The sequence below is a fragment of the Gilvimarinus chinensis DSM 19667 genome, from assembly GCF_000377745.1.
Classification (GTDB): Bacteria; Pseudomonadota; Gammaproteobacteria; order Pseudomonadales; family Cellvibrionaceae; genus Gilvimarinus; species Gilvimarinus chinensis.
In genome coordinates, this window is the sequence record NZ_KB898709.1 from 324,997 (window position 1) to 351,638 (window position 26,642).

Here is a 26,642-nt window from a genome sequence, read left to right on the forward strand (position 1 = left end):
ATGAAGAAAGCACTTATCACCGGAATAACCGGCCAAGACGGCTCCTACTTAGCCGAGTTTTTGTTAGAAAAAGGATATGAAGTACACGGAATAAAACGACGTGCATCATTATTTAATACTCAGCGGGTGGACCATATTTATCAAGACCCGCACGTAGAGAATCAAAACTTTGTTTTGCACTACGGCGACTTGACCGACTCATCTAACTTGACACGCATCTTGCAGGAAGTTCAACCGGATGAAGTCTACAACCTGGGCGCGCAATCACACGTAGCAGTATCGTTTGAATCGCCAGAATACACAGCCGATGTAGACGCTATGGGTACCCTTCGGATTTTGGAGGCTATTCGCCTGCTGGGCCTGGAGAAAAAAACCAGGTTCTACCAGGCCTCCACTTCTGAGCTTTACGGTTTAGTGCAGGAAACGCCGCAAAAAGAAACAACCCCCATGTACCCCCGCTCGCCCTATGCGGTTGCCAAGCTTTACGCATACTGGATTACCATCAACTACCGCGAATCTTACGGCATGTATGCCTGCAACGGCATTTTGTTTAACCACGAATCTCCCCGTCGGGGTGAAACCTTTGTTACCCGTAAAATCACTCGCGGCTTAGCCAATATCTCACAAGGCTTGGAAGACTGCTTGTATATGGGCAATATGGACGCTTTGCGTGACTGGGGCCATGCTAAAGACTACGTACGCATGCAATGGATGATGCTACAGCAAGACCAACCTGAAGACTTTGTAATTGCCACCGGCGTTCAATACTCGGTTCGCGAATTTATCAGCTGGTCTGCTAAGGAGCTTGGCATTACTCTACGCTTTGAAGGCAAAGGGGTAAAGGAACAAGGTATTGTGGATGCAGTAGAAGGAAATAGCGCACCCAACATTAAAGTTGGCGACGTAATCGTTAAGGTAGACCCTCGCTACTTCCGCCCTGCAGAAGTGGAAACGCTACTAGGCGATCCCAGTAAAGCCAAAGAAAAGCTTGGCTGGACACCAGAAATAACAACTCAACAAATGTGTGCCGAAATGGTGGCTGAAGACCTTCAGGCTGCCAAACGCCATGCCCTGCTCAAAGAGCACGGTTATGAAATTCCGGTATCAGTTGAATAAGGTAGCACCATGACGAATGAAGACCTCTTATCACGCTTAAGAAAGGTGTATTCACATTTTTCGATTGAAAACCTCAAAAACATTTGCCCCGCCGATTTTCAAAACAACTTAGAACAGCGCATTGGAACGATAGATGCTGAATCGGAAGGTTACAGTCAAGACGAGCTGGAGCAACAACGAGATTTATCAATTAAATTTCACTGGGGCCACGATCATGACTTTGGTTCGTTCTCCCTCAAAGGCAGAATGGGCAACCGACACCTCCGGCTTATGGAAAGGTTTTGCTCACTCTTCTCTATTCCGCTAGAGAGCTTTCAATCTCAACGTATTCTTGACGTTGGGTGCTGGACTGGCGGCACAACGCTATTACTCTGCGCACTCGGTGCGCAACGAGTAGTCGCTAATGAAGAAGTCGTAAAGTATGCTAATACTGTCAAGTACTTAACGGAAGCCTTTGGCCTAGAAAATACGGTTTCAATTGAAACCTCTTCTCTTTACCAATTGCAAGACTCTACTCACCATCAGCAGTATGATCGAGTATATTTTCCAGGAGTTGTCTATCATTTATCTGACCCAGTCCTTGCTTTACGAATAATGTTTAATTCCTTGCGCCTCGGAGGCGATATACTGATCGAGTCCGCCGGCATCAACAGCGAAGAGCCGTTCTGCCGGTTTGATGGTAACTTTATCTATCACAATGATGGCTCAACCCGTGAGGAACTAAATCGAGGCGGCTGGAATTACTTTCTCCCCTCCCCTTTAGCACTTAAACGCATGATGCAAGAGGTAGGGTTTGTTGAGGTATCATCCGTATGGGATAGCAATACTAATAGAGTATTTGCTTATGGCAAGAAATCTCAACAGATTGGCATTTGCAAGGCAGGATTGTCTCGCCCCTCAATTCTTTAACTTAACTTTTATCTCGAGCCTTTATTTATGCTTAAAGTCTTTGTAGCAGGCCATCACGGTATGGTTGGGTCCGCCGTTGTTCGACAACTACAAAAGCAGGGAAATGTAGAGATTATTTTCCGCTCACGTGATGAGCTGAATTTACTCGATCAGGCAGCGGTACGAGCCTTTTTCAATTCCGAATCGATCGATCAAGTGTACTTGGCTGCCGCTAAGGTCGGCGGCATTATCGCCAACAATACCTACCCCGCTGAGTTTATTTACGAAAATCTGATGATTGAGTCGAACATCATTCACTCAGCCCATAAAGCAGGCGTACAACAATTATTATTTTTAGGCTCATCATGTATTTACCCGAAACTGGCAGAGCAGCCTATGCGGGAAGATGCACTATTGACCGGTACTCTGGAGCCGACTAACGAGCCCTACGCGATTGCCAAGATTGCGGGCATTAAGTTGTGTGAGAGCTATAACCGACAGTACGGTCGTGATTACCGCTCAGTGATGCCAACCAATTTATACGGCCCGAACGACAACTTTCACCCGGAGAACAGCCACGTTATTCCGGCCCTAATTCGTCGTTTTCACGAAGCCAAAGAACGCGGGGACTCCAGTGTCACTGCCTGGGGCTCGGGCTCACCCATGCGTGAATTCTTGCATGTTGACGATATGGCAGCGGCTTGCGTATTTGTTATGAACCTGAATAACGCCACCTACCAAGAGCACACCCAGCCAATGCTAAGCCATATTAATGTCGGCACAGGCGTAGACTGCACTATTAAAGGATTAACCGAAACCGTTGCCAAAGTGGTAGGGTTTACAGGCAACATTGAATGGGATACTTCCAAGCCGGACGGTGCACCACGCAAATTGATGGACGTATCGCGCCTGCGCAACCTGGGCTGGGCTTATTCTATAGAACTGGAGGACGGCCTGCGCAATGCTTACCAATGGTTTTTAGACAACCAGAGTAACTTCAGGGGCTAAACTTGTATTTAAGCACTGCAGACTTTACCCAAGTCATTGCCCATACACCTTTAGTATCTATTGACCTTGTGGTAAGAAACCCACAAGGTCAGTTTCTTTTCGGTTGGCGCACTAACCGACCGGCTAAGAACCACTGGTTTGTACCGGGCGGGCGCATTCAGAAAGATGAGCGCCTAGAAAGTGCTTTTTTAAGGCTCACCAAAGCCGAGCTTGGCTTAGAAATACCTATGCCCAAAGCAAGCTGGAAAGGCCTATACCAGCACTTTTACGATGATTTTGTTTTTGCTGACAATTCAACGCAAAGGGTTTCTACGCATTATGTTGTGCTTGCTTTCGAAGTCCCACTAAAACAAATGGTAAAAGACCTGCCTAAGGCGCAGCACGCTGAATACCAGTGGATGACTGTTCCGGAGATTCTAGAAAACCCACAGGTTCATGATTACAGCCGTGCATACTTCACGTAGCAATTACCTTTTATAAGTAACCAGTTGCTATAACACGGCCTAAGAGTTTAAGCCTACGCTTCATCAATAGCCTGCGGCCAATTACAGTCTCTATTAACCCATTAATCGTCAAATACATAAGGAGAACAACCTTGTCCGATGCCGCTTCTGGCAGCTTTCGTTGGCTCTTGTCTCTTGGTGGCAAGTTCTTTCGGGTGGCCCCTGGGCCAACGCTACTAGCCATTCCCGTTACACTTGTGTCACAAGTTTCAATACTGGTAGCTTTTCTGCTCCCCCTGAAAGTGCTAATTCTGATAGGGTCTGAAGGTCTTCCTCATTACCTTCCCAAGAATTTAATTCCGTTAGAGCGTGACACTTTGATTCTGTGCTTAAGCGTCGCCACGCCGGGGTTCTTTGTTATTCACCTGATTGCAGAACGACTGCTGCGCCTTATTTCAGATAGTGGCGCAAAACGCTTACTTACACAGAGCCGCAAAGTTGTGTTGTTTGAGAACCAGGATGACATGGCAGCCTCTAGCTATCGCCGTTATGCCGAAGGGCTGTCCAACGCAGTGTTTATTGCTTGCGTCTGGCTGGCGGTAGCTGTTTTTTTTCTTCCATTGTGTTTGTTTCTGATTGGCTATACGGCCATATGCACTATGAGCGTTGCGGCAGTACACAAATGCAGCAAACCTTTACGGGAACGTATTGACGAAAACTTAGTCCCTCTAACTCAAGTGCTAACGGCAATAGGTTTCTTACTCGCCTTCTTATTATTGGTCGTGCAGTTTTTATCCGGTGCCGCCCAGGGCTTTTTATTTGCCATTGTCTCCCTACTACTTACCCGACAAGCGTTTACGCGAACAAACCAGTTGGTATCCGCCATTGTCAATTTGCATAATAATCGGCGCAAATTGAACGCTTTATTTTTTGCTCACCATACCTTTTCGCAAAAAGATGAAAAGCAGTTTCAGTTTTGGTCTTTGTTCGTTTTAGAGTCCCGCGAACACTGGCTGCGTTCCTTTTTACTTGAGCACTTAGCAATTAACCCACAGCGACTGAGTATTTATTGGCACCAAACCGGAGTAAATGAAGTCGTCGCCCTGGAAGTTGACGCACTGGATGACAAAGAAGAGCGGATTGGCCGTTATTTGCTCAGACTGTATGGGCGTAACCCTTCCCTACTTGCAAGCCACGAGGCCACTCTGTTATTTGAAGAATCCAGCAAGGCTTTACCGGCCCTGCCGTTGTTAGCGGCAGGGCCGGTGGAAAAGTGGCATTGCCACTTGTTCGCACTGCCCGATAACTGCACACCTGCCGCGCCTGGAAAACACTCTGAAGATTACCTCGCTGCTTTGTGGGCTTTTGACCCACCAGAAGACCTGACCGACCGCTATGCCCGCTCCCACCCTATACTTTGGCAGCGCCTGGACGCTGATGTTTTTGAACGCTTATACATGGCGGTTAGCGATCAACAAAGACCACTAGTGCACCAACTAGAAGAACAGCTACCCGATATGCTAGCGAGGCTTCGAAACTTACCTTTAGCGATGCTTAACCCTGAAGTTAATGCCAACACCCTGCTACAGGACGGCGAGGGAAAGCTTTGGATTACCGCCTGGGGACGCTGGGCTCTGGAACCGCTTGGCAGCAGCTGGCCAATTGCCCCGAAGAATTTGCAGAACATCTCGCACGCTTTGCAGCAAGCATCTGAACAGCGACCAGCCTTAAAGTCGGTAGACGTACAAAGCGTGATTTTGGCCGCGTTATTGTTTCAATTTGATAGACTGTGCACCCGGCAGCTGTACCTGGACGCCTTAGCCCTGATCCCCCGACTGCTAAAAGCCCAGGCAAATAACGAACACTAAAACTTCTTACACGCGACTGAAATAACAACTATTAAGGAACGGCTTTAATGATTTTTCCCGTTATTCTTTCCGGAGGCTCTGGTAGTCGCCTTTGGCCTATGTCTCGAGAGCTTTACCCTAAGCAGTTTCTTCCTCTGGTCGGTGAAAGCACGCTTTTGCAAGAAACGTTGCAAAGACTGGCCGGACTCAAACCCCACGCTCCAATACTGGTCTGTAACGAAGAGCACCGATTTCTGGCTGCCGAACAATTGCGCCAGATTAACCAGCTGGATCACAACATTATTCTTGAGCCCGTGGGTAAAAATACGGCCCCTGCCATTGCTTTAGCTGCGTTTACCGCTTTAAAAACAGATCCAAATGCCCTTTTGCTGGTATTACCTGCAGACCATGTTATTAAGAATGCCGAGGCTTTTCGTGCTGAGGTAGAAAAAGCCACCGCGGCAGCGCAAAGCGGCGACTTAGCCACCTTTGGCATAGTCCCGACCTACCCGGAAACTGGTTATGGTTATATTCAAGCCGGTACCAGCCAAACGCTTGGCTATAAGGTTCAAAGTTTTGTAGAAAAGCCGGATTTGCGTACCGCCAAAACTTACTTAGCCAGCGGAGATTACTACTGGAACAGCGGTATGTTTCTGTTTCGGGCCGACTGTTATCTAGCAGAGCTTGAACAGCACAGACCTGACATCTACCAAGCCTGTAAGGACTCATTTTCAGCCCCGGAAGAAGACTTAGATTTTATCCGGGTGAACAAAGAAATATTCTCACAATGCCCATCTGAATCGATTGATTACGCCGTGATGGAAAACACCAAGCGCGCCACCGTGTTTCCTTTAGATGCCGGGTGGAGTGACGTAGGCTCCTGGTCCTCAATGGCTGACGTGTCAGATAAAGATGAAAATGGTAACACCAGTAAAGGTGATGTCATTCAACACAACAGCCGCAACACCTATGTTTTTGCTGAGAACTCTCTGGTCAGCACAGTTGGCCTGGATGGCCTGGTAGTTGTGCAAACAAAAGATGCCGTCTTAGTAGCAGCGAAAGATCAAGTTCAGGATGTTAAAACCATTGTGCAATCACTTAAAGCCTCTGCACGATCTGAGTACCGGCTGCACAGAGATGTTTACCGGCCGTGGGGAATGTATGAATCGATTGATGCCGGATACCGCTATCAAGTCAAGCGCATAACCGTAAACCCAGGTGCGAAATTATCGGTACAAATGCATCACCATCGTGCAGAGCACTGGGTGGTTGTTTCTGGCACTGCCAAGGTTACGATTGACGATGACACAAAACTGATTGCTGAAAACCAGTCGGTTTATATACCGGTGGGCAGTGTTCACGCATTAGAAAACCCGGGCCAAATTCCACTTCAGCTTATTGAAGTTCAGAGTGGACCCTACCTGGGTGAGGACGATATTATCCGCTTTGAAGACAAGTATGGTCGTAACTAAGTCAAAACTGAGAATTCCATTCTAAGTCCCACCTAATATCTGGAAGTCAATAGCTTTTACGAAACGACCCCATCAATAACCGCCAATGTTCTCGCCAGCGCGCCGCGATTTTGCTCTGCCACTTGCAGTGCATTCTGGCCGGCTTGCTCGCGGGCGGTTTGGTCGGTAAGCAAGCGTTCCACCTCTGCGGCAATCAACTGAGCATCGGGCGTTACTTTTAACGCATTCGCCTCAATCAATAACCGCGACACTTCGGCAAAGTTATACAGCACCGGCCCACCTAAGAGTGGCTTGGCCCATACTGCGGGTTCAATAAAGTTGTGCCCGCCTACGTCGGCCAAGGTGCCGCCCATAAAAACCATGTCGCTGGCGCCGTATAGCAGCATCAGCTCGCCCATGGTGTCGCCAAGTATCACATCGGTTTGCGCGTCGGGCGCTGTTTGGCTGGATCGATTAACGCTGCTAAAGCCGCGTGCCTGTATGAGCTGCCCTACCCGTTCAAACCTTTCTGGGTGGCGTGGCACCAATACCATTAACAATTGATTCGCGCCGATTCCTTTTGCCCGCAATGCGGCCAGGGCATCGAGGATGATTTCATCTTCACCGGCGTGGGTGCTGGCCACCAGCCATACCTGGCGTTGGCCGCTTAGTGTCCAGTCGCGCGCCAAAGCCTCGCTTCGCTCTCGCAGTTCGGGGGCGATGGATATATCAAATTTAATATTCCCGGTAACCTGCGCTTTATCTGCCGTAAGCCCCAAACGGATAAGGCGTTCGGCATCCGCTTGCTGTTGGATGGCTGCCGCCGACAGCTGGCCCAACATGCGCGACGTTAATTTTGCGAAGCGCCCGTACCCCCGCGCCGAGCGCTCGGACAAACGGGCGTTAATCAAAATGCTGGGTACGCCTTTGCGGTGCGCTACCGCGAGGGTGTTGGGCCACAGTTCTGTTTCCATAATCACCAGCGCATCTGGCTGCAGTTTGTTGATAAAGCGGGCAATAGAAAACGGCAGGTCATAGGGCATATAGCTGTGTAGTACTTGACCGGCTTTAATTTGATCCTTCAGGGTTTCACGCACCCGCTCGGAACCGGTGATGGTGGTACTGGTAATTAACAGCTCAATATCATCGCGCTGCAAGAGTGCGCGAATGAGAGGCAGCGCGCCTAAAAACTCCCCTACCGATACGGTGTGCAACCAGAGGCGTTTTTTATGCTTGGGTACGGCCGCCACAAAACCAAAACGCTCCCCCAGGCGCTCAATATGCCGCCGGTCGCGCCGGGCACGCCAGCACTGGCGCATTAGCACCAAGGGGATAAACAAGGTATAGACGAGTGTGTAAAACAGACGCATGTGTAGGATAACGGCCAGAGAAAAGCCGACAGCATAGCGTGAGCCGTGGATGATATAAAGTTGCTTGTGGCTAAGCGCCCGCGACCGGAGGTGCGCGTTTTAAGAGGGCCGGGTTAAAACTACCGCACTCACGGCGTATATGGCCGCTTCAACGGCAACATAAAAAAGCCGCCCGAAGGCGGCGAAAACTTAATGATTACTGACTTTTAGCGCACTGAACACATCGTTAAAGCTGTGCGCGACGGGTTCGATGTCCAGGTAGCGATCCAGGCGGTGGGCGATTTCATCGGCGCTGATTAAGCCGCAGATTTCTTCGTTGTCTTCCAGCACCAGCAGGTAGCTGGCGCCTTCAAACTCCAGCACTTCTACCAAATCTGAGATTCTGGCGCGCTCCATAACTTTACGATAGATACCCTGCAACCTTACGGTGGGCGTCATAATATCTTTTACCGTGAGATCGGCGCGGGCCACCCCCATGGCTGAGGCAGCGGCCAGCACTTTAACGCTCTCGATGTCACGCACGCTGACGATACCCAGCAGTTGGTTGTTACGCCCCACCACCAGTTTGATTTTAGAGTGAGTAATGCGCATCAGGTACGCGGCATCATCAACACTTACGGTTTGATCAATCACCATAGGCTGACGGCTATCGAAATCGATAAAAACTTTGTTCGCAGGACTGGTGGGCGTTAACTCGGGGGTTTGAATGTTGGTTAACGTCAGCTTGTGGTTTAACCGGCAAACAGGAATGCTTGGTACGGGTTTCATAGTAATCTCCTCGCCGCAGACGCACTGCGGGCTTTAAACACGAAAAAAGGTGAAGTTTTTAAACGTGGTTAAAGACGGGAGGAGCCCGAGCAATAAAAGCGAGGATGGCGTCGGCCGCCGAGCGGGAGGCCTGCCCCAGAGAGGTACTGGCCACACCGTGGCGCACCAGAGCCGATTCACCCACCCGAATCACATCGTGATCGGGCTCATCGAGTGTCTCGGGAACCTGAGACAAATCAACCGCAACGAGATTAACGGCAAACGAGTCTAGCGTCGATTCTGGGTCAGCGTTGTGGGGCTGCCCCGCCAGAGACATTACCAGCAGCAATAGGGGCACAAGCCACAGGCCGGATAAACGGCGCGGCTGGTTAACCTTTGTTGCGTGGAATGTGTTCATGGTGATCCTGTACAAAAACTGGCCTTTGAGCCTGTCTAACTGATATAAGGTTTTGGGGCTGTTATTTCAATGGGCTTATAAAAACTTTACCAGTCCATTTTTTGTTTTATCAGTTTTTTCAGCAGCTCGGCGTTAGCACGATTGTGCCCAACCCGTGGGTGCTGGCCATAACCGGTAAACGGAAAAATAACGGTAGCGAACTCGCCCTGCGGGTATAAATCGCGCATGTTCGCCGTTGCCTTCTCTATAGACTCAGGCCAGAGAGAACCCTCGGCGGTGGCATCCATACTCCCCAACGCGGTAATCATAAGTGCGCCGGGGTAGTGTTCATACACCTAAAAAACGAATCACCCTTTCTTCGCCCTGAGAGTGTTTTACCAACGCCAGCTGATGCTCGTCGGCGTAAAAACTCAGAGCAACATCTAACCGCCAAGCAGGGCGAGCCAACAGAATGCTCTTGGCATTTTCCAAGTTTGATCAAACGCACATTATAAGGGCTCATTGTCGTCGTCCTTATGAATCAGCACCACTTCACTCCCAGAGGGCAGCCGAATGCGGGTAACCCGTATTCCCGCATCCTTTTCCAGTGCGGCCGATTCGGCAGCGCCCACAGGCGGTGGCTTTTTCGGTTTTAACAACCGAAGGTATTTTTGAATAAACGCAAACATCCCCAACACTCCTTGTGTATAGGGCCAATAGCGCGGCAACGAGATTAGATAAAAAAGAGGTCTAACAAGGCCGCGGTCTATACGCGGCCCCTGTTATTTTCAGATAAATTCCAGATACCGCCGATCAGCCATGCATACACCGCTTGCCCAATGGCACAGGCCAGTGCAAGTCGGAGTGTTCATTGTTCGCATGATGGTGTTCATTGCTGATTGCCAGTATGGAATTTAGTTATAGCTACTGTTAATTATGGAATAAGCAGCCAGGCCGCAATGGTACAGGCATTAAACAGGCCGCTCAAGACTTAACCAACACAAATTCGATGAGCACATACAAAATAAATACCGCCAACAACATAACCGCCGAATACATCATTTGCGGATGACGCAAACGCCATAGGTGTTTGTTTTGCTGCCAGGCAGACAACTTGTGCCCGTGCTTTAGCCGGGGATAAACCCACCGCTTAAGCTCAGCCTCGTGGAAAAACCGCAGGTTCGGATTGCCCAGTGCTATCGCCACCTGATCGGCACAGATAAAGTGCTGGCTGTAGGCAAGCTCATTACCCTTGGCGATGGTGCGAGCGCCCTTGCCGTCCACCAACACCAAAGACTCACCGATCACCCCAAGCTTTGACGCGGATAAAAAACGGAATAGCCCCTGCACACCCCAACTCACCACGCCCAGAAACATCACCATGATCAGCCCAAGCTGCATAATACTGGCGGGCGCCTTAGAATCGCTCAGGTAAAGCACAACTACCGCAACAAGCATTAGTGCCCAAATGCCCCAGATGATTTTCGGCAGCCAGTGATGCCAGGGCTTAAGTGCCGAGTCTAACCAGAGTACATCCCCAGTACCCGTAGGGGTTATCTCGCCGTCTACGCTAAACGTTGCACCCTTCGTTGCCGAACGAAACGCCGCTCGTGTTTGTTCTTTCTCAAGCATCCAGGCGGCGGCAAACCCACCAATAAAAATGACAACAAATAGCCCCAAGGCAATGTATTCAAACCGTTTATAGCGGCCGTATTGCGCAAGATACTCTTGTTCCAAAGCCTGTAAGCTCGCGGACTCTGTCGTTTGCACGCGGCCGGTTTGCGGATGGATGCGCACCAGCTTTGGCTCGGCAAAATCGGTCAACCATAAGCCGCCTTGCCAGTATTGCAGCGCCAAGGGGTCGGTTAGTCCGGCATCGCTCAGAACGTTTTTTGTCAGCGGCTGAGTTATCTTGCCAGCGGGATCAACCAACGCAAGCCTGCCCCGGGCCATGGCATTATTGGCCACCAGCACCCAGAAGCCCTCGGGCGAAGCCGTCATTTGATGAGGCCACCGATGCTCACCTTGCAGGGTCACTTGGTGGCTTTGCAGCTCGCGGGCAAAGGTATCGGTTTGCGTATCCAACTGCACCAAACGATGATGATTAGTGTCGGCAAGCCACAGCGAACCTTTCGTGAATTCCTTACTGGGCTCTAACCCAGCGTCTAAATCGGTGTTTAACAATACGAGTTGATTGGGAAATTGAAAGCCCTCATGGCGTGACGCCAACACCTCGCCTTCGGCACTTAATTTGTACAGGCTATGGTCGGCGGTATCGGCGAGGTAAATGATGTTTTGCGCCCGATCAATCACAAAGCGCATGCTGCGCGCGGGCTTTACGCTTGAATAAGCAAGAGGCTGGCAATTTAACGGGCTAAGTACGCAGCGGTAGAACCCGGTCGGCCGCTCGCCAGGAGCCTCTTCACCCGCCTTCTGCCGCCCCTGACGCAAGCGAAAAAAAGCGGCCAGATTTTGCATCACACCCGGCGGGTTGGCGCGGTGGTAAATCAGCAAATCGCCGTTGGCAAAAAAATCAAATTCACCGATCGGCTGCAAGCGTTCCGGCATTAACTCTACCGTTTTGCGCTCGCGGCCCTGCGCATTCAGCCAAACAAAAGAGCGATCAAAATTTACCACCAGCTCGCTCTGCTGCAGGCGCATAAAGCCATAACCTAACAAGCCGGCTCGCTGCGCCCCGGCCCACAAGTACAAGCCAAGCACCAACAGTACCAGCGCAATAATAACGGCCGCCGCCACTTTGGATTTAAACGGCATGCTTTTGCGGGCCTGTTGGCTAGAGTTTGGTGCGGGTGGTTGTGCGGATCCCTGCATTGATATTCCCTATCACAATAAAAGTCGCAAATAGTAATCAAGTTTCGCAAGGCTGTCAGCCGCAAGCCCCGGCAAAAAACCGCAATAGCCGATATACTACGCGCCCTAACGCACACAGCCATTAAGAGAGTTATGTCAGCAACCTCATCCGAGACTTACATCAACCTGGATGTCGCCGTTATAGGCGGGGGCATCGCCGGGTTGTGGCTGCTGGATCGCCTGCGCCAATCGGGCTATTGCACCGCGCTGCTGAGTAAAGGCCCGTTGGGCACCGAGCAAACGGTAGCCTCTCAGGGCATGATTCACGGTGGAGTTAAGTACACCCTAACGGGCACGCTGTCTGGCGCCTCTGAGGCAATTGCCGACATGCCCGCACACTGGCGCGCCTGCCTGGCGGGCGACGGTGATGTGGATCTGCGCAACACAAAAATACTCAGTGACCACTTTTATATGTGGTCATCCTCCACCCTGGGTAAACTCACCAGCTTTTTTGCCAGCCGCGCCCTGCGCGGGCGCGTGGAGAAAGTTGCTAAATCAGACCGCCCCGCCCTGTTCGACAACCCGGCGTTTAGCGGCAGCTTATATAAGCTGGTAGACATGGTAGTGGACGTCCCGTCGCTGGTGGCGAACCTTGCCGATAACAACGCCGGACACATTTTCCAGCTGAATGCCGAACACCAATGGCGCCGCAAGAGCAAAGTGGCCGAATTACAGCTTGGTAATGGCACGGTGATCCGCGCACGCCAGTTTATTTTTACCGCCGGTAAAGGCAACCAGGCACTGCTGCAGGCACTGGAGGCAGACAAACCGGAACAGCAAATTCGCCCCCTGCGGCAACTGGTGGTACGCCATAACAACCCTTACGCATTTTACGGCCACTGCCTGGGCGCCGAGAAAACCCCGCGCCTGACCATTTCCAGTCACCCATCAGCCGACGGCAGAATGGTGTGGTACTTGGGTGGCAGCCTTGCCGAGGAAGGCTACCAGCTCAGCGACGCCGAGCTAATAGCCAAAGGCCGGGCCGAACTGACACAGCTGTTTCCCTGGTTGGATTTTGCCAGTGCCGAATTTTCCACCCTTTATATAGAGCGCGCCGAACCCAAACAGCCGGGCCTGGTCAGGCCTGACCAGGCCTACGCCGAGCCCGTACCCGGGCTGGACAACGTGACCGTGGCCTGGCCGACGAAACTCACGTTAACACCCAACATGGCGCACCAGGTGCTGGAACAACAGGCTCTCGCGCAACAGCCCTCACCCGCTGCGGCGGACGCACAGGCATTAACGGCATTACGCGCACAACTATCCCCGCCACACGTGGCACCTTTGCCGTGGGAGACAACATGAGCAGCTTTCATCAGCGCCCCCTGGGCCAAAGCGGATTAACCCTCAGCGCCATCGGCTGGGGCACGGTAAAACTTGGCCGCAATCAAGGGGTGAAATACCCCAGCCGTTTTGAGCTGCCCAGCGACGCTGACGCCGCGCGGCTGCTAGACACGGCACACGAGTGTGGCATTAACCTGCTCGATACCGCTCCGGCTTACGGCATTAGCGAAGAGCGCCTGGGAAAGCTGCTGGGCAGCAGCGCTCATGACTGGGTCATCAGCAGTAAAACCGGCGAAGAGTACATAGACGGCGTCAGTCACTTTGACTTTAGCGCCGAGCATACTCGCCGCAGTGTTGAACGGTCACTAAAGCGCCTGAACCGCGACTGGCTGGACATTGTGCTCGTACACTCGGACGGTAACGATGTAGACGTCATAGAAAACACGGGCGCTTTCGAAACCCTGGCCAAGCTGAAACAAGAAGGCTACATTCGCGCCTTTGGCATGTCGACCAAAACCGTCGCCGGAGGCATTCTGGCCGCGCGCGAATCCGACTGCGTTATGGTGACCTACAATCCGGGCCATACCGAAGAGCAACCGGTGATTGATGAGTGCCTGCGTTTAAACAAAGGGGTGCTGTTAAAAAAAGCACTGGCCAGCGGCCATTTAAACAGCGATGATGCCGACCCTGTGCAAACCAGCCTGGATTTTGCCTACGCCCACAAAGGCGTTACCAGTGCCATTATTGGCACCATCAATCCGCAGCATTTACGTGATAACATCGCCAAAGCGAAACGGAGCCTGGCATGACACAAGCGAGCGCGAGCGATTGGCTCGACGACGTAAAATGGGACGACAACGGGCTAGTGCCCGCCATCGCCCAAGACCACCAAAGCGGCCGCATTTTAATGATGGCCTGGATGAACCGCGAGGCACTGGCACTGACCGCAGCGGAAGGCCGCGCTATTTACTGGTCGCGTTCGCGTGGCAAGTTATGGCGCAAGGGCGAGTCGTCCGGCCATGTGCAAAAACTGCACGACATGCGCCTGGACTGCGACGCGGATGTGATTGTGCTGCACGTTGAACAACTCGGCGGTATTGCCTGTCACACCGGGCGCGAAAGCTGTTTTTACCGCACCTATAAAGATGGCAGCTGGCAAACAGTAGACCCGGTACTAAAAGACCCAAGCGAGATTTATTAATGAGCGACACGCAACATATTCTGGCCGAGCTGACGCGTATTCTGGAGGCACGTAAAAACGCGGCCGACGGCGAAAAATCCTACGTCGCCAGCCTGCATCAAAAAGGCTTGAATAAAATTTTGGAAAAAGTCGGCGAGGAAGCCACAGAAACCATTCTGGCGGCCAAAGACGCCCAAGCCAGCGGCGACAAACGCGAGTTAATTGCCGAGACCGCTGACTTATGGTTCCACTCGCTGGTGATGCTGTCGCACCTGGATGAATCCGCCGACAGCGTATTAAATGAACTGGCCCGTCGCTTTGGCGTTTCCGGGCACGACGAAAAAGCCGCGCGTAAACCCTAAGCGCAGGCACCATTGATTATTTGAGGAAATCACTATGGCTGGCATCAGTATCTGGCAACTGTTAATTGTACTCGCCATCGTCATTATGCTGTTTGGCACCAAGCGTCTGCGTGGCATGGGCTCGGATTTAGGCGAAGCCATTAAAGGCTTTAAAAAGTCTGTGAGCGACGAAGACAAAGAGCAAGACACGAAAAAAATCGACGCCGATGCTGCCGACAGCGCTAACGCCGACACCGCGAAAAGCGACGATAAAACCAAAAGCCTCTAAGACCTAAACGTGTTTGATATCGGCTTTTTTGAGCTGCTGGTGATCGCCATTGTCTCGCTGGTGATTATCGGCCCCGAGCGCCTGCCCGAAACGGTGCGCAGCGTTAGCCTGTGGATTGGCCGGCTTAAGCGCAGCCTGCGCGAAACCCGCAGCGAAATTGAAAAGCAAATTGGCGCCGATGATATTCGTCGCCAACTGCACAATGAAGAAATTATGCGCAACCTCGAGGCCACCCGCCGCGACATCGAGCAGGCCGTAGACCCAGAGCGCTCCAAGCGTATGCACGGCCACTATGGCCCACCCAGCGAAGCACCCATGCACGCCCACGGCGAAGCGGACCACGAGAGCAACACCAGTCACGAAAGCAGCGCCAATCCAGAGAGCGACGCTCCTAAAGCGGACGATGCCAGCAAATCATGAGCGACTCCAACGATCAAGAGCTGCCCTTGGTGCAGCATTTAATAGAGCTGCGCAACCGCTTGCTGCGCGCCATTCTAGTAACGGGTATTGTCTGCGCCTGCCTGCTGCCGTTTTCGGCCGAAATTTACGATTTTGCCTCCAAGCCGCTGCAGGTTTACCTGCCTGAAAACAGCCAGATGATCGCTACGGAAGTGGCATCGCCCTTTTTAACCCCGTTTAAACTCACCCTGTTTCTGGCATTTGTCATCAGCATTCCGTTTATTTTGTATCAGGCCTGGGCTTTTATTGCACCGGGCTTGTACAAGCACGAGAAGCAGCTGGCGCTGCCCATTCTCGCCTCATCGGTCCTGCTGTTTTACGCCGGAATGGCGTTCGCCTACTTTGTGGTATTTCCGCTGGTATTCGGTTTTTTTACCTCGGTGGGGCCTGCCAATGTCGCCATCATGACGGACATCAGCCGATATCTGGACTTTGTTTTAAAGCTGTTTTTCGCCTTTGGCGTAGCGTTTGAAATCCCGATCGCCGCGGTGCTGTTGATTCTTGCCGGTGTGGTCACACCCGATGGCCTGGCCAAAAAGCGCCCTTACATTATTGTGGGCTGCTTTATTATCGGCATGCTGCTCACGCCGCCCGATGTGGTATCACAAACACTGTTGGCATTACCCATGTGGCTGCTGTTTGAGGCCGGGGTGTTTTTTGGGCGCTTGCTGTATCGCAAGCACGGCACTACCGAAACGAATCATGAAAGTAGCGGCGAGTAAGCCCCTGAAAGCTCCACACTGAAGTAACAGCAAAAGGCACAGGAAATACAACCCTGCGCCTCTGCGTTACATGGCTCTGTGAGCGAATACCTCTACAACGGAATCCTTATTGCTCGCCCACCGGTTCCATCCCATCTCGTGGAAGTAGAACGCCACTGTGTTTACCGCTGGTTCAACCAGCGCCACTGCGCTGCCGATTAAAATATCGCCGGTTAACAGGTAAGTCACTGTGAACGCGACGGTGAAGTGCAATACAGCAAAGGTGATTGTCTTAGTCATTACCGCCTCCGGTTAAGTATTTAAGTGAATCAACAACCTTGAGTTAATAATAACCATTCTCATTTTATCACCCTAAACAATCGTAGCTATGAATATAATAATTCAAAGCTATTAAGACACCCTTCACTGAACTTGATGTGCAGGCATGACTGGCCCTGTAAATCGGTACCTAACCGTAAATTAATAATAAATATCCTTTTCCTCTTTAATGTAGTAACAATCGGCCGATAACCTATTGTCGCTGCACTCAGAAAGGATAGGCCGTGCTTAAACTCAGAATTGCCCACAAACTCCTGTTAATTGTTGCTATCGCTGTTTTAGCTTTTGTGATTAGTCAGGGATACTCTCTGGTGGTAGAAAAGGAAAATGCCTCTCGGCTGCAGGACGTGCAAACTAACCTTTACCCCAGCCTTGAACTTACCACGGTCAACCTTGGCACCTTGCTGCTTATGGAGCAAAACATTAACTCTGCAGTAACCACCGGTGATACCGAACCTCTGAATGAGGCGCAAAAACAGTACGATTTAATAACGCGCAATTTGAATCAACTGCACAAATTAGGTGGTATGCAGCAAGCTTCACAAGCCCAAGAGCTATTTAGCCTTTGGTATAAACAAGCCACAACCATTGCTCGCAGCTTTATCGATGGCACGGTCGATTTCTCTAAAGTTGCCGGTGAAGCCCGGGCAAACGCCAACCGCCTTGATCAACTACGCACGTTACTAGAACAAATGAAGCAAAATAACGAACTTGCTTTTACCCGCTCTATCAGTGATACCGTGAAAGATTCTGCTAGCGCCAGTCGTATTTCTCTCGTTATTGCTCTCCTGGCGGCCTTCGTACTGATAATCCTCAGCCTTCTCATTGGCAGATCTATTACCCGAAATCTTGAGCAGGTGTCGCACTCGCTGCGAGAAATGGCGTCCGGCGAAGGCGATTTAACCTCCAGGATTCATTACCGCGGTAATGATGAAATTCTAGAACTTGCTGAAAACTTTAACGCTTTTGTTGAAAAGCTGCACAGCTCATTTGCCGACGTGCTAAAGGACGTTAGCTCGCTAAGCGCGGTATCCTCCCGTCTCACCCACACTAGTGGAGAAAACGTACGCGAAATTAGTGCCCAAGCTGAAGCCATTTCGGCAACCCGCAACGCTATTGAGGAACTTATGACTAGCGTTCAGCAGGTAGCCAGCTATTCAAGTAATGCGTCTGGCCGAGCCCGTGAAATCAATCAGACAGCCGCACAAGGGCAGGCGCGCCTTAACGCCAATGTCGAAACCATTACCGCGCTGGCAAGCGACGTGCAAAGTTCTGCGGAGGTGGTCAATAAATTTGAAGGCTTCAGCAGTGATGTAGGTCAGCTGCTTAATACTATTCAAAATGTTGCCGAACAAACCAATCTACTCGCTTTAAACGCCGCCATCGAAGCGGCACGAGCTGGCGAACATGGTCGCGGGTTTGCCGTCGTAGCCGATGAGGTCAGAGGGCTTGCGGTACGAACCCGCCAGGCTACAGAGGAAATTCAGGATGTTATTAACGAGTTACAACAGGTGTCTAAAAGCGCTGTAACCGCAATGGAGTCCAGCGTGGAACGCGCGCAATCAGGTGTAGAAGCTACGCGTGAATCTGAGCAAGCACTGCACACCATACTTGCCAGCGTTAGCGAAATCAGTACGATTAACGAGCAAATAGCCTCAGCTACCTACCAGCAAAGCAATACATTTAACGACGTCGTTTCACACGTTACGGCCATTCACCAAAATACAGAAACCGTAACCGCCAGTACAAGTTCGATGAACGAGATATGCCATGACATCGATAGCATCTCTCAACGACTGGGTAAGGTTGCCTCACAGTTTAAAGTTTAATTTCCCCAAGGAGAAAAATGGATGATACCCCACTCAAATAAAGCGTTGGCGCTCGCGGTAAGCGCTCTGCTCTGCACATCGTACGCAACCGCACAGGATAACTCTGCAGACCAACGTATTGAACAATTAGAACAACAACTACAAACACTACAGAATCAAGTTAACGCACCGGAAGAAAGCCGTTTACGCTTCAACGGGTTTTTAAGTATTGCCTATGGTATGGCCAGTAATGACGGCGGATACGCGGGCTACACAGAAGAAGGCACCTTCAACGAGGAAAGTTTGTTCGGTCTGCAAGGTGCTTTCACCCTCACCGACGACACCGAAGTCACAATGCAACTTGTGGGTCGAGGTAGCGAAGATTGGGACCCGACCATTGAATGGGCTTACATCAGTCACCAGTTTACCCCTGAGTTGAAAATGCGCGCAGGTAAAATGCGACTGCCCCTGTATATGTATTCGGATTCGCTGGAAGTAGGTTACGCCCAACCCTGGATTCGCCCCCCCGAAGAAGTGTATGGCAATGTACCCATCACCAGCTATACGGGTGTCGATGCACTTTATGACGTGAATTTTGATATGTCGACGCTGACCTTTCAGGCTTTTATGGGTGAGTCTGAGGAAACCATCAGCAACCTTGGCCAGACCCTCCGATTGGAAGTCAACGATTTATTTGGCGGCTCAGCCACATGGACAGATTTCATCTGGACTGTGCGCGGCAACTACGCCACTGCGGAAATCACCACCGGTGGCGACGATTTACAAACCGACTTTTACGGCCTGGGCGCCAGCTACAATAACGGAAGCTTACAAGTTATTTCAGAATTTACCCGCCTGGAAATTGAAGGTTCAACACCGGATACCGACTCAGGCTATTTAACTTTCGCGTATACGTTTGGAAGCCTTGCCCCCTATTTTACTTATTCGATGCAAGAGTCCACCGACGATGACGAGCGCCCCTACTCGCGAGAATTTATTTACCAGGCCATCACTACCCCAGGCAACCCGCTGTATGGAAATATTGCAGCTGTTGCGTTATCCGACGTTCAAAGCTCTGAGCGTACCGCCTATAGCTTAGGGCTACGCTGGGATCTGGCCAGTAACGTGGCGGTGAAGTTTGATGTGACGCGCGCAACGGATTTCGGCGATACCGGCGGAGGCTTACCCGGAAACATTGGCCCGGTTATCTCGTACGACGATATCGACGTGTACACCATCAAAATTGATTCAGCGTTTTAAAAGGGCAGTAAACTCATGCGAAACTTATTATTAGCTTTATGTATGCTGGCCCCGTTTAGCTACGCCGAGGTTGTTGTGATCACCAACGCTTCAGGTCCGGATGCTATGGATGCCAATGAGGTTCGAGACTTATTCATCGGGCGCAGTAAAACCTTACCCAACGGTCAACCCGCAGACCCTATTGACCTGGAAACAGGGCAAGCTTTGCGTGAAGAATTTCACAGTAAAGTCACGGGTCGCTCTCAAGCTCAATACAATGCGTTTTGGTCCAAGCAGGTTTTTACCGGTAAGGGGCAACCGCCGCGCACGCTAAACTCCGCTGCCGCCGTGAAAGCATCCGTGGCGAGCACGCCCGGTGCGGTGGGCTACATTGATTCAAGCGATGTGGATGATTCAGTTAAAGTTATCTTAACGCCTTAATACAGAAGTGCTGACAAAGAATACTGACATTCGTACGCACTGATCAGAATAAAGCCGGCATTTGCCGGCTTTATATTTACAAGGTGTTCATTTGCTGCCAGATCAGTAAGGCAAACAGCAGCAAAGACACCCCCTGCCAAAACATGACCGGGTTGCGCTCAATCAGTGGCGGCCTGGCTTTATTCACAAACGCACGATTAGGCTTGCGTAAATCAGCCATAAATTCGCTCAGCTCTGCGTAGCGCTTTAAGGGTTTGACGTGTACCGCTTTCGCTATTGCCTCATCCACCCACTCCGGAATGTCGCGGCGTCTCATCGCCAAAGGTCGGTAGTGTAACTTCTGCTGCGCACGCGCCGAGCGAGCACGGGAAACGGCTGAACCATAAGGCAGGTGGCCACTTAGCATTTGATAGGCAATCACCCCTAGGGAAAAAATATCCGCGCGCGACGTTGGTATCTCTCCGGCAAAATATTCCGGTGCCGTAAACTGAGCCGTACCCTGGATGTCGCCACCTTCGGGTAAAACCTCTGCCACTCCAGCCACCTTGGTTGCACCAAAGTCGATTATTTTAACCGTGCCTTCGCTATCGATCATGACATTGTTGGGGCGCAAGTCCTGATGGATCATTTCCTGGCGATGGAAGGCCTGTAACCCTCGGGCAATTTGCTCAATGATGTCGCGCACTTTTTCAAGTGTGGGTTTTGGGTTGTCGCGCATCCACTGCACCAGTGTTTGCCCATCGATGTATTCGGTCACCAAATACAAATAATGTCGCTTTCTTGAATTGTCGACCGCTTTGAGTATGTGCAGATTATCCAGACGACGGGCAATCCAATCTTCCATCAAAAAACGTTCTAAATACACCTGATTGCCACGCGCCTCAACCGAGGGTGTTTTAATCACCACTTGTTGCCTGCTTTTAATATCTTCGGCTAAAAACACATGGCTGCGACTGCTGATATAAATATCGCGCACAATTTTATAACCATCAAACTCCATGCGCGCTTGCAGCCTTGGTGGCAATGGCAAGCTGTGCAATTGCTGCTGCACCTCGTGCACCGCCTGCGCGGGCAATTGCTCTACCTGAACCAGTTGCACACTTAAATTATCGTCACTGCCATTGGCGAGTGCTTTATCAACAATCGCACGAGCCGCGGCATTTAAATCTTTACCGTGGGTCTGCCAGGCGTGCGCGATGTCTTCGGCGCTGACAAATTCATACACACCATCGGTTGCCAGTAAAAATTGATCCCCTTCTTCTACAGGCAGCTGTTGGTAATCCAGCTCTAATGCTTGTTGTATGCCTAAAGCTCTGGTGAGGTAGCTGCTGTCGGGGCTGGCCCGATGGCGATGATCTTCCGTTAGGGGTTCAAGCGCAGTGCCGCAAAGGCGGTAGATTCGACTGTCGCCGGAATGAAATAAATGGCAGGTATTGGATTTAATAATCAACGCACAAAAGGTGCAGATGTAACCTTTATCGCGCTCGTACCGATACGGGCTGTTGCGGGTTTGCGAGTAAAGCCACGAGTTGGTCGCCTGCAATACCTTGTGCGCGGAGTTTTTTACCGACCAGGCTTCCGAGGTGCAGTAGTAGTCGCCTAAAAAACTCGACACCGCCGTTTCGGCGGCAACCTGACTGACATTGCTGCTGCTAATGCCATCGGCCAGTGCAACCGCGATACCTTTACTGCTTAGCTGTGGCTCGTTTGGCGTACAGGCACCGACAAAGTCCTGGTTTATTTTTTTAAGGCCCTTATCCGTACACTGACCAATGCGGACTTTTAATGTTTTGCTCATAAAAAACCAAAAAGCTCCGCTCATTGTTAACGAGCGGAGCTTTTACAAGGTGCGGATTAACGACCGATGCTACGCTCGGGGCTGGTCCGCACATGGGTGTAATACAAAGGTAAGCCCACCAGCAGGAAGCCACCCACCAGATTACCCAAGGCGGTGGGCAACTCGTTCCACAGCAGGTAATCAGCCACCGTAAAGTCGCCACCCATAATCATCGAGAAGGGGAATAAAAACATATTCACAATGGAGTGCTCAAAACCCATAAAGAAGAAGAGCATGACCGGCATCCACATAGCCGCCATTTTACCGGTAGCGGAGGTGGAAATCATCGCACCCACAACGCCCATTGATACCATCCAGTTACACAACATGCCGCGAATAAAAATAGTGATCCAGCCGTCCAGACCATGCGCCTGATAACCCACGGTACGGGATTCGCCAATCTCGCCCACTTTGGCCGCCAGCGCGCCGCCATCCACGTTGTAACCATAAGTCAGAATAAACGACATAAAAAAGGCAACGGTTAACGCACCGGCAAAGTTGCCGCAGAACACCAGCCCCCAGTTGCGCATTACCTGACCAAAGGTCACACCGGGGCGCTTATCAATTAACGCCAAAGGCACCAATGTGAACACCCCGGTCAGCAGATCGAACTTCATCAGGTACAGCATGATAAAGCCCACCGGAAACAACAGTGAGCCAACCAGTGGGCTGCCCGTTTTAACGATGACGGTAATGGCAAACATGGCTGCCAGGCCCAAAATGGCACCCGCCATAAACGCGCGAATTAAGGTGTCCTTGGTGGACATGTAAACTTTCTGCTCGCCGGCGTCGACCATTTTGGTGACGAACTCGGAGGGTTCGATATAAGCCATAGGATTTCCTTCCAATTAAGAGGTGCTGTCAAACCCTAGATGGCAAAGCTTATGCCAAGCGAGACAAAACCAGCAACCCCCTGATTCAAAAGGGAAAAAATAAAGGCTTGGAAAAACAGGACGAAAATAAGCAGCAAAAATTCGCACCACAATAAAGCACGCGACCAACTTTAGCGCTTTTCAGAAGACGATAGGGTCGAGCAAAAACAGTGCAAAGCAAAATTTTTGATGGTGCAGACGCACCAAAAACTATCGCTCCATACGGAAAATCAAATCCGCACTCTGCACCTCACCCGATTCGGCCTCAAGACGAAGGTTATCGGAAATAAAATAGGTTAGCCCCACGGTGGAAATGCTGTCGAACAAGCCAATGGCGTAGTGAACGTATAAGTCTTCGGTAAGGTATTTACCCAGCCACAGGCTGCTGTCTTTTACATCGTCGTCCGATTTAATCGTCAGCTCATCCAGTCCAAAGCGCCCGGCAATATCGTCGGCCACAAACTGGCCACGCTTAATGCCGAGCTTGGCAATCGCATTCACCAGCATCGATGCTTCGCCCGATGAGGCGCCGCTGATCGGCTTACCGGTAAACAACATACTCATGGCATCGCTTTCGGTTTGCTGAGGGCGCGAATAAATTTCACTGGTGGGATTTTGCAAAGTACCGCCAATGATCAGACCAACCTGTACGTCTTCGACTTCGCGGGTGGCCGTCACATTTAAGCCTGGGTTATCCATGGCCCCTTGAAAAGCAAGGGTACCTTTTTCAATGGTTAAATCCTGGCCATAGGCTTGAAATCGGCCATCGATAATATTGATGTTGCCGAGCGCGAACAGTGCGCGCTCGGGGGATTTATCAATACTTAACTCGCCACCTAACCGCGCTTTAAATCCGGCGGCATCGAAGCTGACTTTTTCACCCAATGCAAAGTCAACATTCGCATACACTGGGATTGTATTATGATCTTGCGGGTCGGCCACATCGATGACCACCACATCGTCAGAAACTTTAGTAGCCGACACGGGTAAGGTGTTAATCACTGCATGCGCCTCAGGCACTAAAGCCCGCCCAGATACTTCAATGCGTTCGGCGCTTGCTCGCAGCGTTAAGTCTGGAGTAAAAAATAAATTAAGCAGCTCACTGTCCATCACATGGGCATGCTCACCTGTGAGAGCGGCCTGAAGCTGCCAATCCGACTCCAGCAAATCGCTGGCCGATACCTGCAGGGATAAGGTGCCACTGTCTCCCGCTTGTGTATTCACCTCGGCGGTCATCGCATCTTGGTTGCCCTGCACAACGGCATTGAGCTGAGTAAAACTGACGCCCAGTGAAGGGGACTCAAACGTTGTATCAGCGACACGCACATTGAGGCTCAACTGTGGGTCGGTGACAGTGCCGGATATCTGCGCACGAGCATCCAGACGCCCGTCTATATCGCGTACCGCAGGTAACAGCGCTTCGAGCGGTGACAGGCTCTGCATCTGCGCTAACACTTCACCTTGCAACGCTTTGCTGTCCATCTGCGCACGCACCTCAGCTTCAACCTGACCGTAACCGCTAAAGGCCAGCTCGGCGCGAGCGGTAAGAAGAGCATTTTGCTGCTGTATATTTAAGCCGAATTCTTCCAGCGGGTAAGTATCACTTTCGGCGTCATTCAGGCGATAAATAAACGCGCCATCTACTGCCGTAAAATCGGCGTCAAGTTGAGGCACCCCACCTTCAGACCAGGCAAACTCGCCGCTCCCCTGTAAGTAGCCTTCTACATCCACCTCTTCTTTCAACCAGCGGCGTAGCAAATCGAGCGGTAAACGTTCCACGGCCAATTGACCATCGGCCCCCACTCCCTGCTTCCAACTACCGGTAGCACAGGCCGATGAATGCACTTCATCGGTCTCCCGCTGGCGAGTCAGCAGACAAAGATCGCCAACGGTGACCTGTTCGGCCGAAGCGCTTACCTCTACGGGATTTTTTAATTCCAGGGGGCGAATGTACGGCGTAACAAGCGATAGAGCCTGCAGCTGCCCCTGCCACGTCTGGCCATCCCAGGCACCACTGAGTTGAGTGTTCGCATTGGCAAATCGATCCTGCCCTAATTCTGCCTCTATACGATGATTCTTGGCACTGCCGGTAAACAGAACGTTTGCGCTTTCGTAACGATTACCCGCCAGCTCAAGCCCTTTAGCCTCAGCTCGCAGTAAAAGTTTTTGCCGCTGCGAGTCCGTCATCTGAGACTCCAGCGCCAGCTGCTCGATGCGATACTCCCCCCAGTGTAGATTTACCGCCGTGGCTCCGCCCTCAAGCTGGGGGTTCTGCCGGTTGCCCCCTAAATGTCCTGAGGCATCGAGCTGACCGCCAATGCGTGGATCAATCTGCTCCAACAGTGGCGCACGCACCGTCCAGTCCAGGCCAAAAGTATCACCGATATGGCCATTCACCTGAAGCAGATTTCCGCCCAGTGAAAGTTGCACGCCAGAGAGCGTTAATGTCTCTGCCGACAGACTTGCCGCCCCCTCTCCCTGCACCGCAAGTCCGCGTAAACTTCCGCTTAAGTGTTTGAGCGTGGCATCCAGGTTCAGCTCATTGTTTTGCCAGCGACCCGAGGTAGAAACATCCCCTGTTAATTGCCCCGGCCAATCCTGCATTACCACAGCGGGGTTAACTTGTTCGACGTGTGCATCGACTCCCCAAGCCACATAATCCTGCCAATGCACCTTGCCATTGCCCGTCAATGTCATTTCATTAGCCGCCAAATCTATCAGCGGCAGACCCAAACCCTGCAGGTTGCCCTCTGCCTCCAGAGCGACCTCCACGTTCGGGTAACCCACTAACGAATACTGGCCGTCAAATTCTGCCTGGTAATCATTCAACCAACCCGACAGACTTAACTCGCCACCGGCCTCCATTCCCTCTACGGCTGTTACATCCGCCCAATACGCCGCCACCGGCTGCGTCGGAGAAGTTAATGTAGCCTGTAGCTGAGCGGGGTTTGCTATACCTGTAGACCAGTGTCCGTGAGCATTTATTTCAGCGGGTAATTCAGTGGCTAACGTGAAATCCAGTTGGGTAATATTGCCACTGGCCTCGAGTTGCGCCTGAAGCTGGTTGCGGTATAAAACCTCGGGCACAAACCGGCTGATATCTGTAACGCTTTGCGATTTCGGTGTAGGCAAAAGATGAGCCGCAGCGGTAACTTCCAACCCATACGGGTAACTCAAACTCGCAGTACCCTGCAAGGACAGTGTGTGCCCTGCCGTATCCACGGTTAGTTTATCGATAGTAAGCGAGCGAGGGCCGTAGGTAAGCTCGGCGGCTAAATTATCCAGCGAATAGGCCACGTCGGAGTAGCTGACCTGTACACGGGTCAGAAGCACATCTGGAGCGACTAAGGACATGGGCACACCAAGATCAGGCCACTGAAACGCGTCATCCTCCTCGGGCACCGGCTCTTTGGCGGCAATGCTTATATCAACACCACCAATGTAGAGCTTGTCGATCAGTAAAACGCCCCACAATACCCCTACCGGATGCCAGGCAAATTCTAGCTGCTGTACCTCGAGCTGTATGGCCTCGGTGTTGTAACGAATATTCTGTAGCTCAACTCCGCGCAGCAAAGCTCCTTGCGCATGGGTTAACTCGACGCCGGTTGCTTCGTGCACTTTACTCAATAGCCAGCGGGTGCCGGGCTCGGTGGCAATCAACAAGGTGACGGCACACAGCAGCGACATGAACAGCACTACAACAAATAAAATACC

Annotated in this window: 26 protein-coding genes; 16 read left to right on the top strand and 10 right to left on the bottom strand. The window is 51.4% G+C overall.

Annotation, left to right across the window (positions count from 1 at the left end; translation table 11 throughout):
* The 6 genes from gmd (at position 1) to D568_RS0113010 (ending at position 6,774) form a co-directional block, all read left to right on the top strand.
* On the top strand, positions 1-1,116 hold the full coding sequence (gene gmd / locus D568_RS0112985; RefSeq protein ID WP_020210042.1) for a GDP-mannose 4,6-dehydratase: 1,116 nt from the start codon (positions 1-3) through the stop codon (positions 1,114-1,116).
* Positions 1,117-1,125: 9 nt separating this feature from the next.
* Positions 1,126-2,025 carry a class I SAM-dependent methyltransferase gene (locus tag D568_RS0112990; protein ID WP_020210043.1) on the top strand — a complete coding sequence of 300 codons (900 nt, stop codon included), beginning with the start codon at positions 1,126-1,128 and terminating at the stop codon, positions 2,023-2,025.
* 27 nt (positions 2,026-2,052) lie between these two features.
* Positions 2,053-3,012 carry a GDP-L-fucose synthase gene (gene fcl, locus D568_RS0112995; RefSeq protein ID WP_020210044.1) on the top strand — a complete coding sequence of 320 codons (960 nt, stop codon included), beginning with the start codon at positions 2,053-2,055 and terminating at the stop codon, positions 3,010-3,012.
* A 2-nt stretch (positions 3,013-3,014) separates the two neighbouring features.
* Entirely contained in the window at positions 3,015-3,476 is a 462-nt protein-coding gene (locus D568_RS0113000; protein WP_020210045.1) for a GDP-mannose mannosyl hydrolase, read from the top strand.
* A gap of 131 nt (positions 3,477-3,607) precedes the next feature.
* Positions 3,608-5,323, top strand: a complete 1,716-nt coding sequence (locus tag D568_RS0113005; RefSeq protein ID WP_020210046.1) for a hypothetical protein — start codon at positions 3,608-3,610, stop codon at positions 5,321-5,323.
* Between the two features lie 47 nt (positions 5,324-5,370).
* Positions 5,371-6,774: a mannose-1-phosphate guanylyltransferase/mannose-6-phosphate isomerase gene (locus tag D568_RS0113010; RefSeq protein WP_026287035.1), complete on the top strand. Its 1,404-nt coding sequence runs from the start codon at positions 5,371-5,373 to the stop codon at positions 6,772-6,774.
* Between the two features lie 56 nt (positions 6,775-6,830).
* On the opposite strand, the gene waaA is transcribed toward D568_RS0113010, so the two are convergent.
* The 6 genes from waaA to D568_RS0113045 form a co-directional block, all read right to left on the bottom strand.
* Positions 6,831-8,123, bottom strand: coding sequence for a lipid IV(A) 3-deoxy-D-manno-octulosonic acid transferase (gene waaA / locus D568_RS0113015; RefSeq protein WP_020210048.1), 1,293 nt, complete (start codon positions 8,121-8,123; stop codon positions 6,831-6,833).
* A gap of 189 nt (positions 8,124-8,312) precedes the next feature.
* The gene (locus D568_RS0113020; protein ID WP_020210049.1) at positions 8,313-8,891 is read right to left on the bottom strand and encodes a CBS domain-containing protein; all 579 of its coding nucleotides are present in this window, start codon (positions 8,889-8,891) and stop codon (positions 8,313-8,315) included.
* A gap of 58 nt (positions 8,892-8,949) precedes the next feature.
* Positions 8,950-9,288, bottom strand: a complete 339-nt coding sequence (locus D568_RS0113025; RefSeq protein WP_020210050.1) for a hypothetical protein — start codon at positions 9,286-9,288, stop codon at positions 8,950-8,952.
* Positions 9,289-9,374: 86 nt separating this feature from the next.
* Positions 9,375-9,596, bottom strand: a complete 222-nt coding sequence (locus tag D568_RS0113030; protein WP_020210051.1) for a hypothetical protein — start codon at positions 9,594-9,596, stop codon at positions 9,375-9,377.
* A gap of 180 nt (positions 9,597-9,776) precedes the next feature.
* Positions 9,777-9,956 (bottom strand): hypothetical protein, encoded by a 180-nt coding sequence (locus D568_RS0113040; RefSeq protein ID WP_020210053.1) that lies wholly within the window; start codon positions 9,954-9,956, stop codon positions 9,777-9,779.
* A 295-nt stretch (positions 9,957-10,251) separates the two neighbouring features.
* Positions 10,252-12,099, bottom strand: a complete 1,848-nt coding sequence (locus tag D568_RS0113045; RefSeq protein ID WP_020210054.1) for an NHL repeat-containing protein — start codon at positions 12,097-12,099, stop codon at positions 10,252-10,254.
* Between the two features lie 132 nt (positions 12,100-12,231).
* Between D568_RS0113045 and D568_RS0113050 the strand changes: the two genes are divergently transcribed.
* From D568_RS0113050 to tatC, 7 genes are read left to right on the top strand one after another with little or no spacing between them, the layout of a single operon-like run.
* Positions 12,232-13,443 carry an NAD(P)/FAD-dependent oxidoreductase gene (locus D568_RS0113050; RefSeq protein WP_020210055.1) on the top strand — a complete coding sequence of 404 codons (1,212 nt, stop codon included), beginning with the start codon at positions 12,232-12,234 and terminating at the stop codon, positions 13,441-13,443.
* Positions 13,440-14,231 (top strand): aldo/keto reductase, encoded by a 792-nt coding sequence (locus tag D568_RS0113055; protein WP_020210056.1) that lies wholly within the window; start codon positions 13,440-13,442, stop codon positions 14,229-14,231. The genes D568_RS0113050 and D568_RS0113055 overlap by 4 nt, the downstream gene beginning before the upstream one ends.
* The gene (hisI, locus tag D568_RS0113060; RefSeq protein ID WP_020210057.1) at positions 14,228-14,623 is read left to right on the top strand and encodes a phosphoribosyl-AMP cyclohydrolase; all 396 of its coding nucleotides are present in this window, start codon (positions 14,228-14,230) and stop codon (positions 14,621-14,623) included. The genes D568_RS0113055 and hisI overlap by 4 nt, the downstream gene beginning before the upstream one ends.
* Positions 14,623-14,964 (top strand): phosphoribosyl-ATP diphosphatase, encoded by a 342-nt coding sequence (locus D568_RS0113065; RefSeq protein WP_020210058.1) that lies wholly within the window; start codon positions 14,623-14,625, stop codon positions 14,962-14,964. The genes hisI and D568_RS0113065 overlap by 1 nt, the downstream gene beginning before the upstream one ends.
* Positions 14,965-14,992: 28 nt before the next feature.
* The gene (tatA, locus tag D568_RS0113070; protein ID WP_342661974.1) at positions 14,993-15,232 is read left to right on the top strand and encodes a twin-arginine translocase TatA/TatE family subunit; all 240 of its coding nucleotides are present in this window, start codon (positions 14,993-14,995) and stop codon (positions 15,230-15,232) included.
* Positions 15,233-15,241: 9 nt separating this feature from the next.
* The gene (gene tatB, locus D568_RS0113075; RefSeq protein ID WP_020210060.1) at positions 15,242-15,652 is read left to right on the top strand and encodes a Sec-independent protein translocase protein TatB; all 411 of its coding nucleotides are present in this window, start codon (positions 15,242-15,244) and stop codon (positions 15,650-15,652) included.
* Positions 15,649-16,413, top strand: coding sequence for a twin-arginine translocase subunit TatC (gene tatC / locus D568_RS0113080; protein WP_020210061.1), 765 nt, complete (start codon positions 15,649-15,651; stop codon positions 16,411-16,413). Before tatB ends, tatC begins: the two co-directional genes overlap by 4 nt.
* Before the next feature lie 66 nt (positions 16,414-16,479).
* On the opposite strand, the gene D568_RS0113085 is transcribed toward tatC, so the two are convergent.
* Positions 16,480-16,692: a DUF2061 domain-containing protein gene (locus D568_RS0113085; RefSeq protein WP_020210062.1), complete on the bottom strand. Its 213-nt coding sequence runs from the start codon at positions 16,690-16,692 to the stop codon at positions 16,480-16,482.
* Between the two features lie 263 nt (positions 16,693-16,955).
* On the opposite strand from D568_RS0113085, the gene D568_RS0113090 reads away from it, so the two are divergent.
* Genes D568_RS0113090 through D568_RS0113100 form a run of 3 tightly spaced genes read left to right on the top strand, consistent with a single transcriptional unit; the run spans position 16,956 to position 20,219 of the window.
* A complete protein-coding gene (locus tag D568_RS0113090) occupies positions 16,956-18,560 on the top strand; it encodes a methyl-accepting chemotaxis protein (protein ID WP_020210063.1) in 1,605 nt (534 codons plus the stop codon).
* Positions 18,561-18,581: 21 nt separating this feature from the next.
* Entirely contained in the window at positions 18,582-19,799 is a 1,218-nt protein-coding gene (locus D568_RS0113095; protein WP_020210064.1) for a porin, read from the top strand.
* A 15-nt stretch (positions 19,800-19,814) separates the two neighbouring features.
* Positions 19,815-20,219 carry a hypothetical protein gene (locus D568_RS0113100; protein WP_020210065.1) on the top strand — a complete coding sequence of 135 codons (405 nt, stop codon included), beginning with the start codon at positions 19,815-19,817 and terminating at the stop codon, positions 20,217-20,219.
* 76 nt (positions 20,220-20,295) lie between these two features.
* On the opposite strand, the gene D568_RS0113105 is transcribed toward D568_RS0113100, so the two are convergent.
* The 3 genes from D568_RS0113105 to D568_RS0113115 all read right to left on the bottom strand — a co-directional run bounded on the left by D568_RS0113105 (position 20,296) and on the right by D568_RS0113115 (position 26,615).
* The gene (locus tag D568_RS0113105; protein WP_020210066.1) at positions 20,296-22,017 is read right to left on the bottom strand and encodes a bifunctional protein-serine/threonine kinase/phosphatase; all 1,722 of its coding nucleotides are present in this window, start codon (positions 22,015-22,017) and stop codon (positions 20,296-20,298) included.
* 56 nt (positions 22,018-22,073) lie between these two features.
* Positions 22,074-22,889: a formate/nitrite transporter family protein gene (locus D568_RS0113110; protein ID WP_020210067.1), complete on the bottom strand. Its 816-nt coding sequence runs from the start codon at positions 22,887-22,889 to the stop codon at positions 22,074-22,076.
* A gap of 249 nt (positions 22,890-23,138) precedes the next feature.
* Positions 23,139-26,615, bottom strand: a complete 3,477-nt coding sequence (locus D568_RS0113115) for a translocation/assembly module TamB domain-containing protein (protein ID WP_157497865.1) — start codon at positions 26,613-26,615, stop codon at positions 23,139-23,141.
* Between the last annotated feature and the right edge of the window lie 27 nt (positions 26,616-26,642).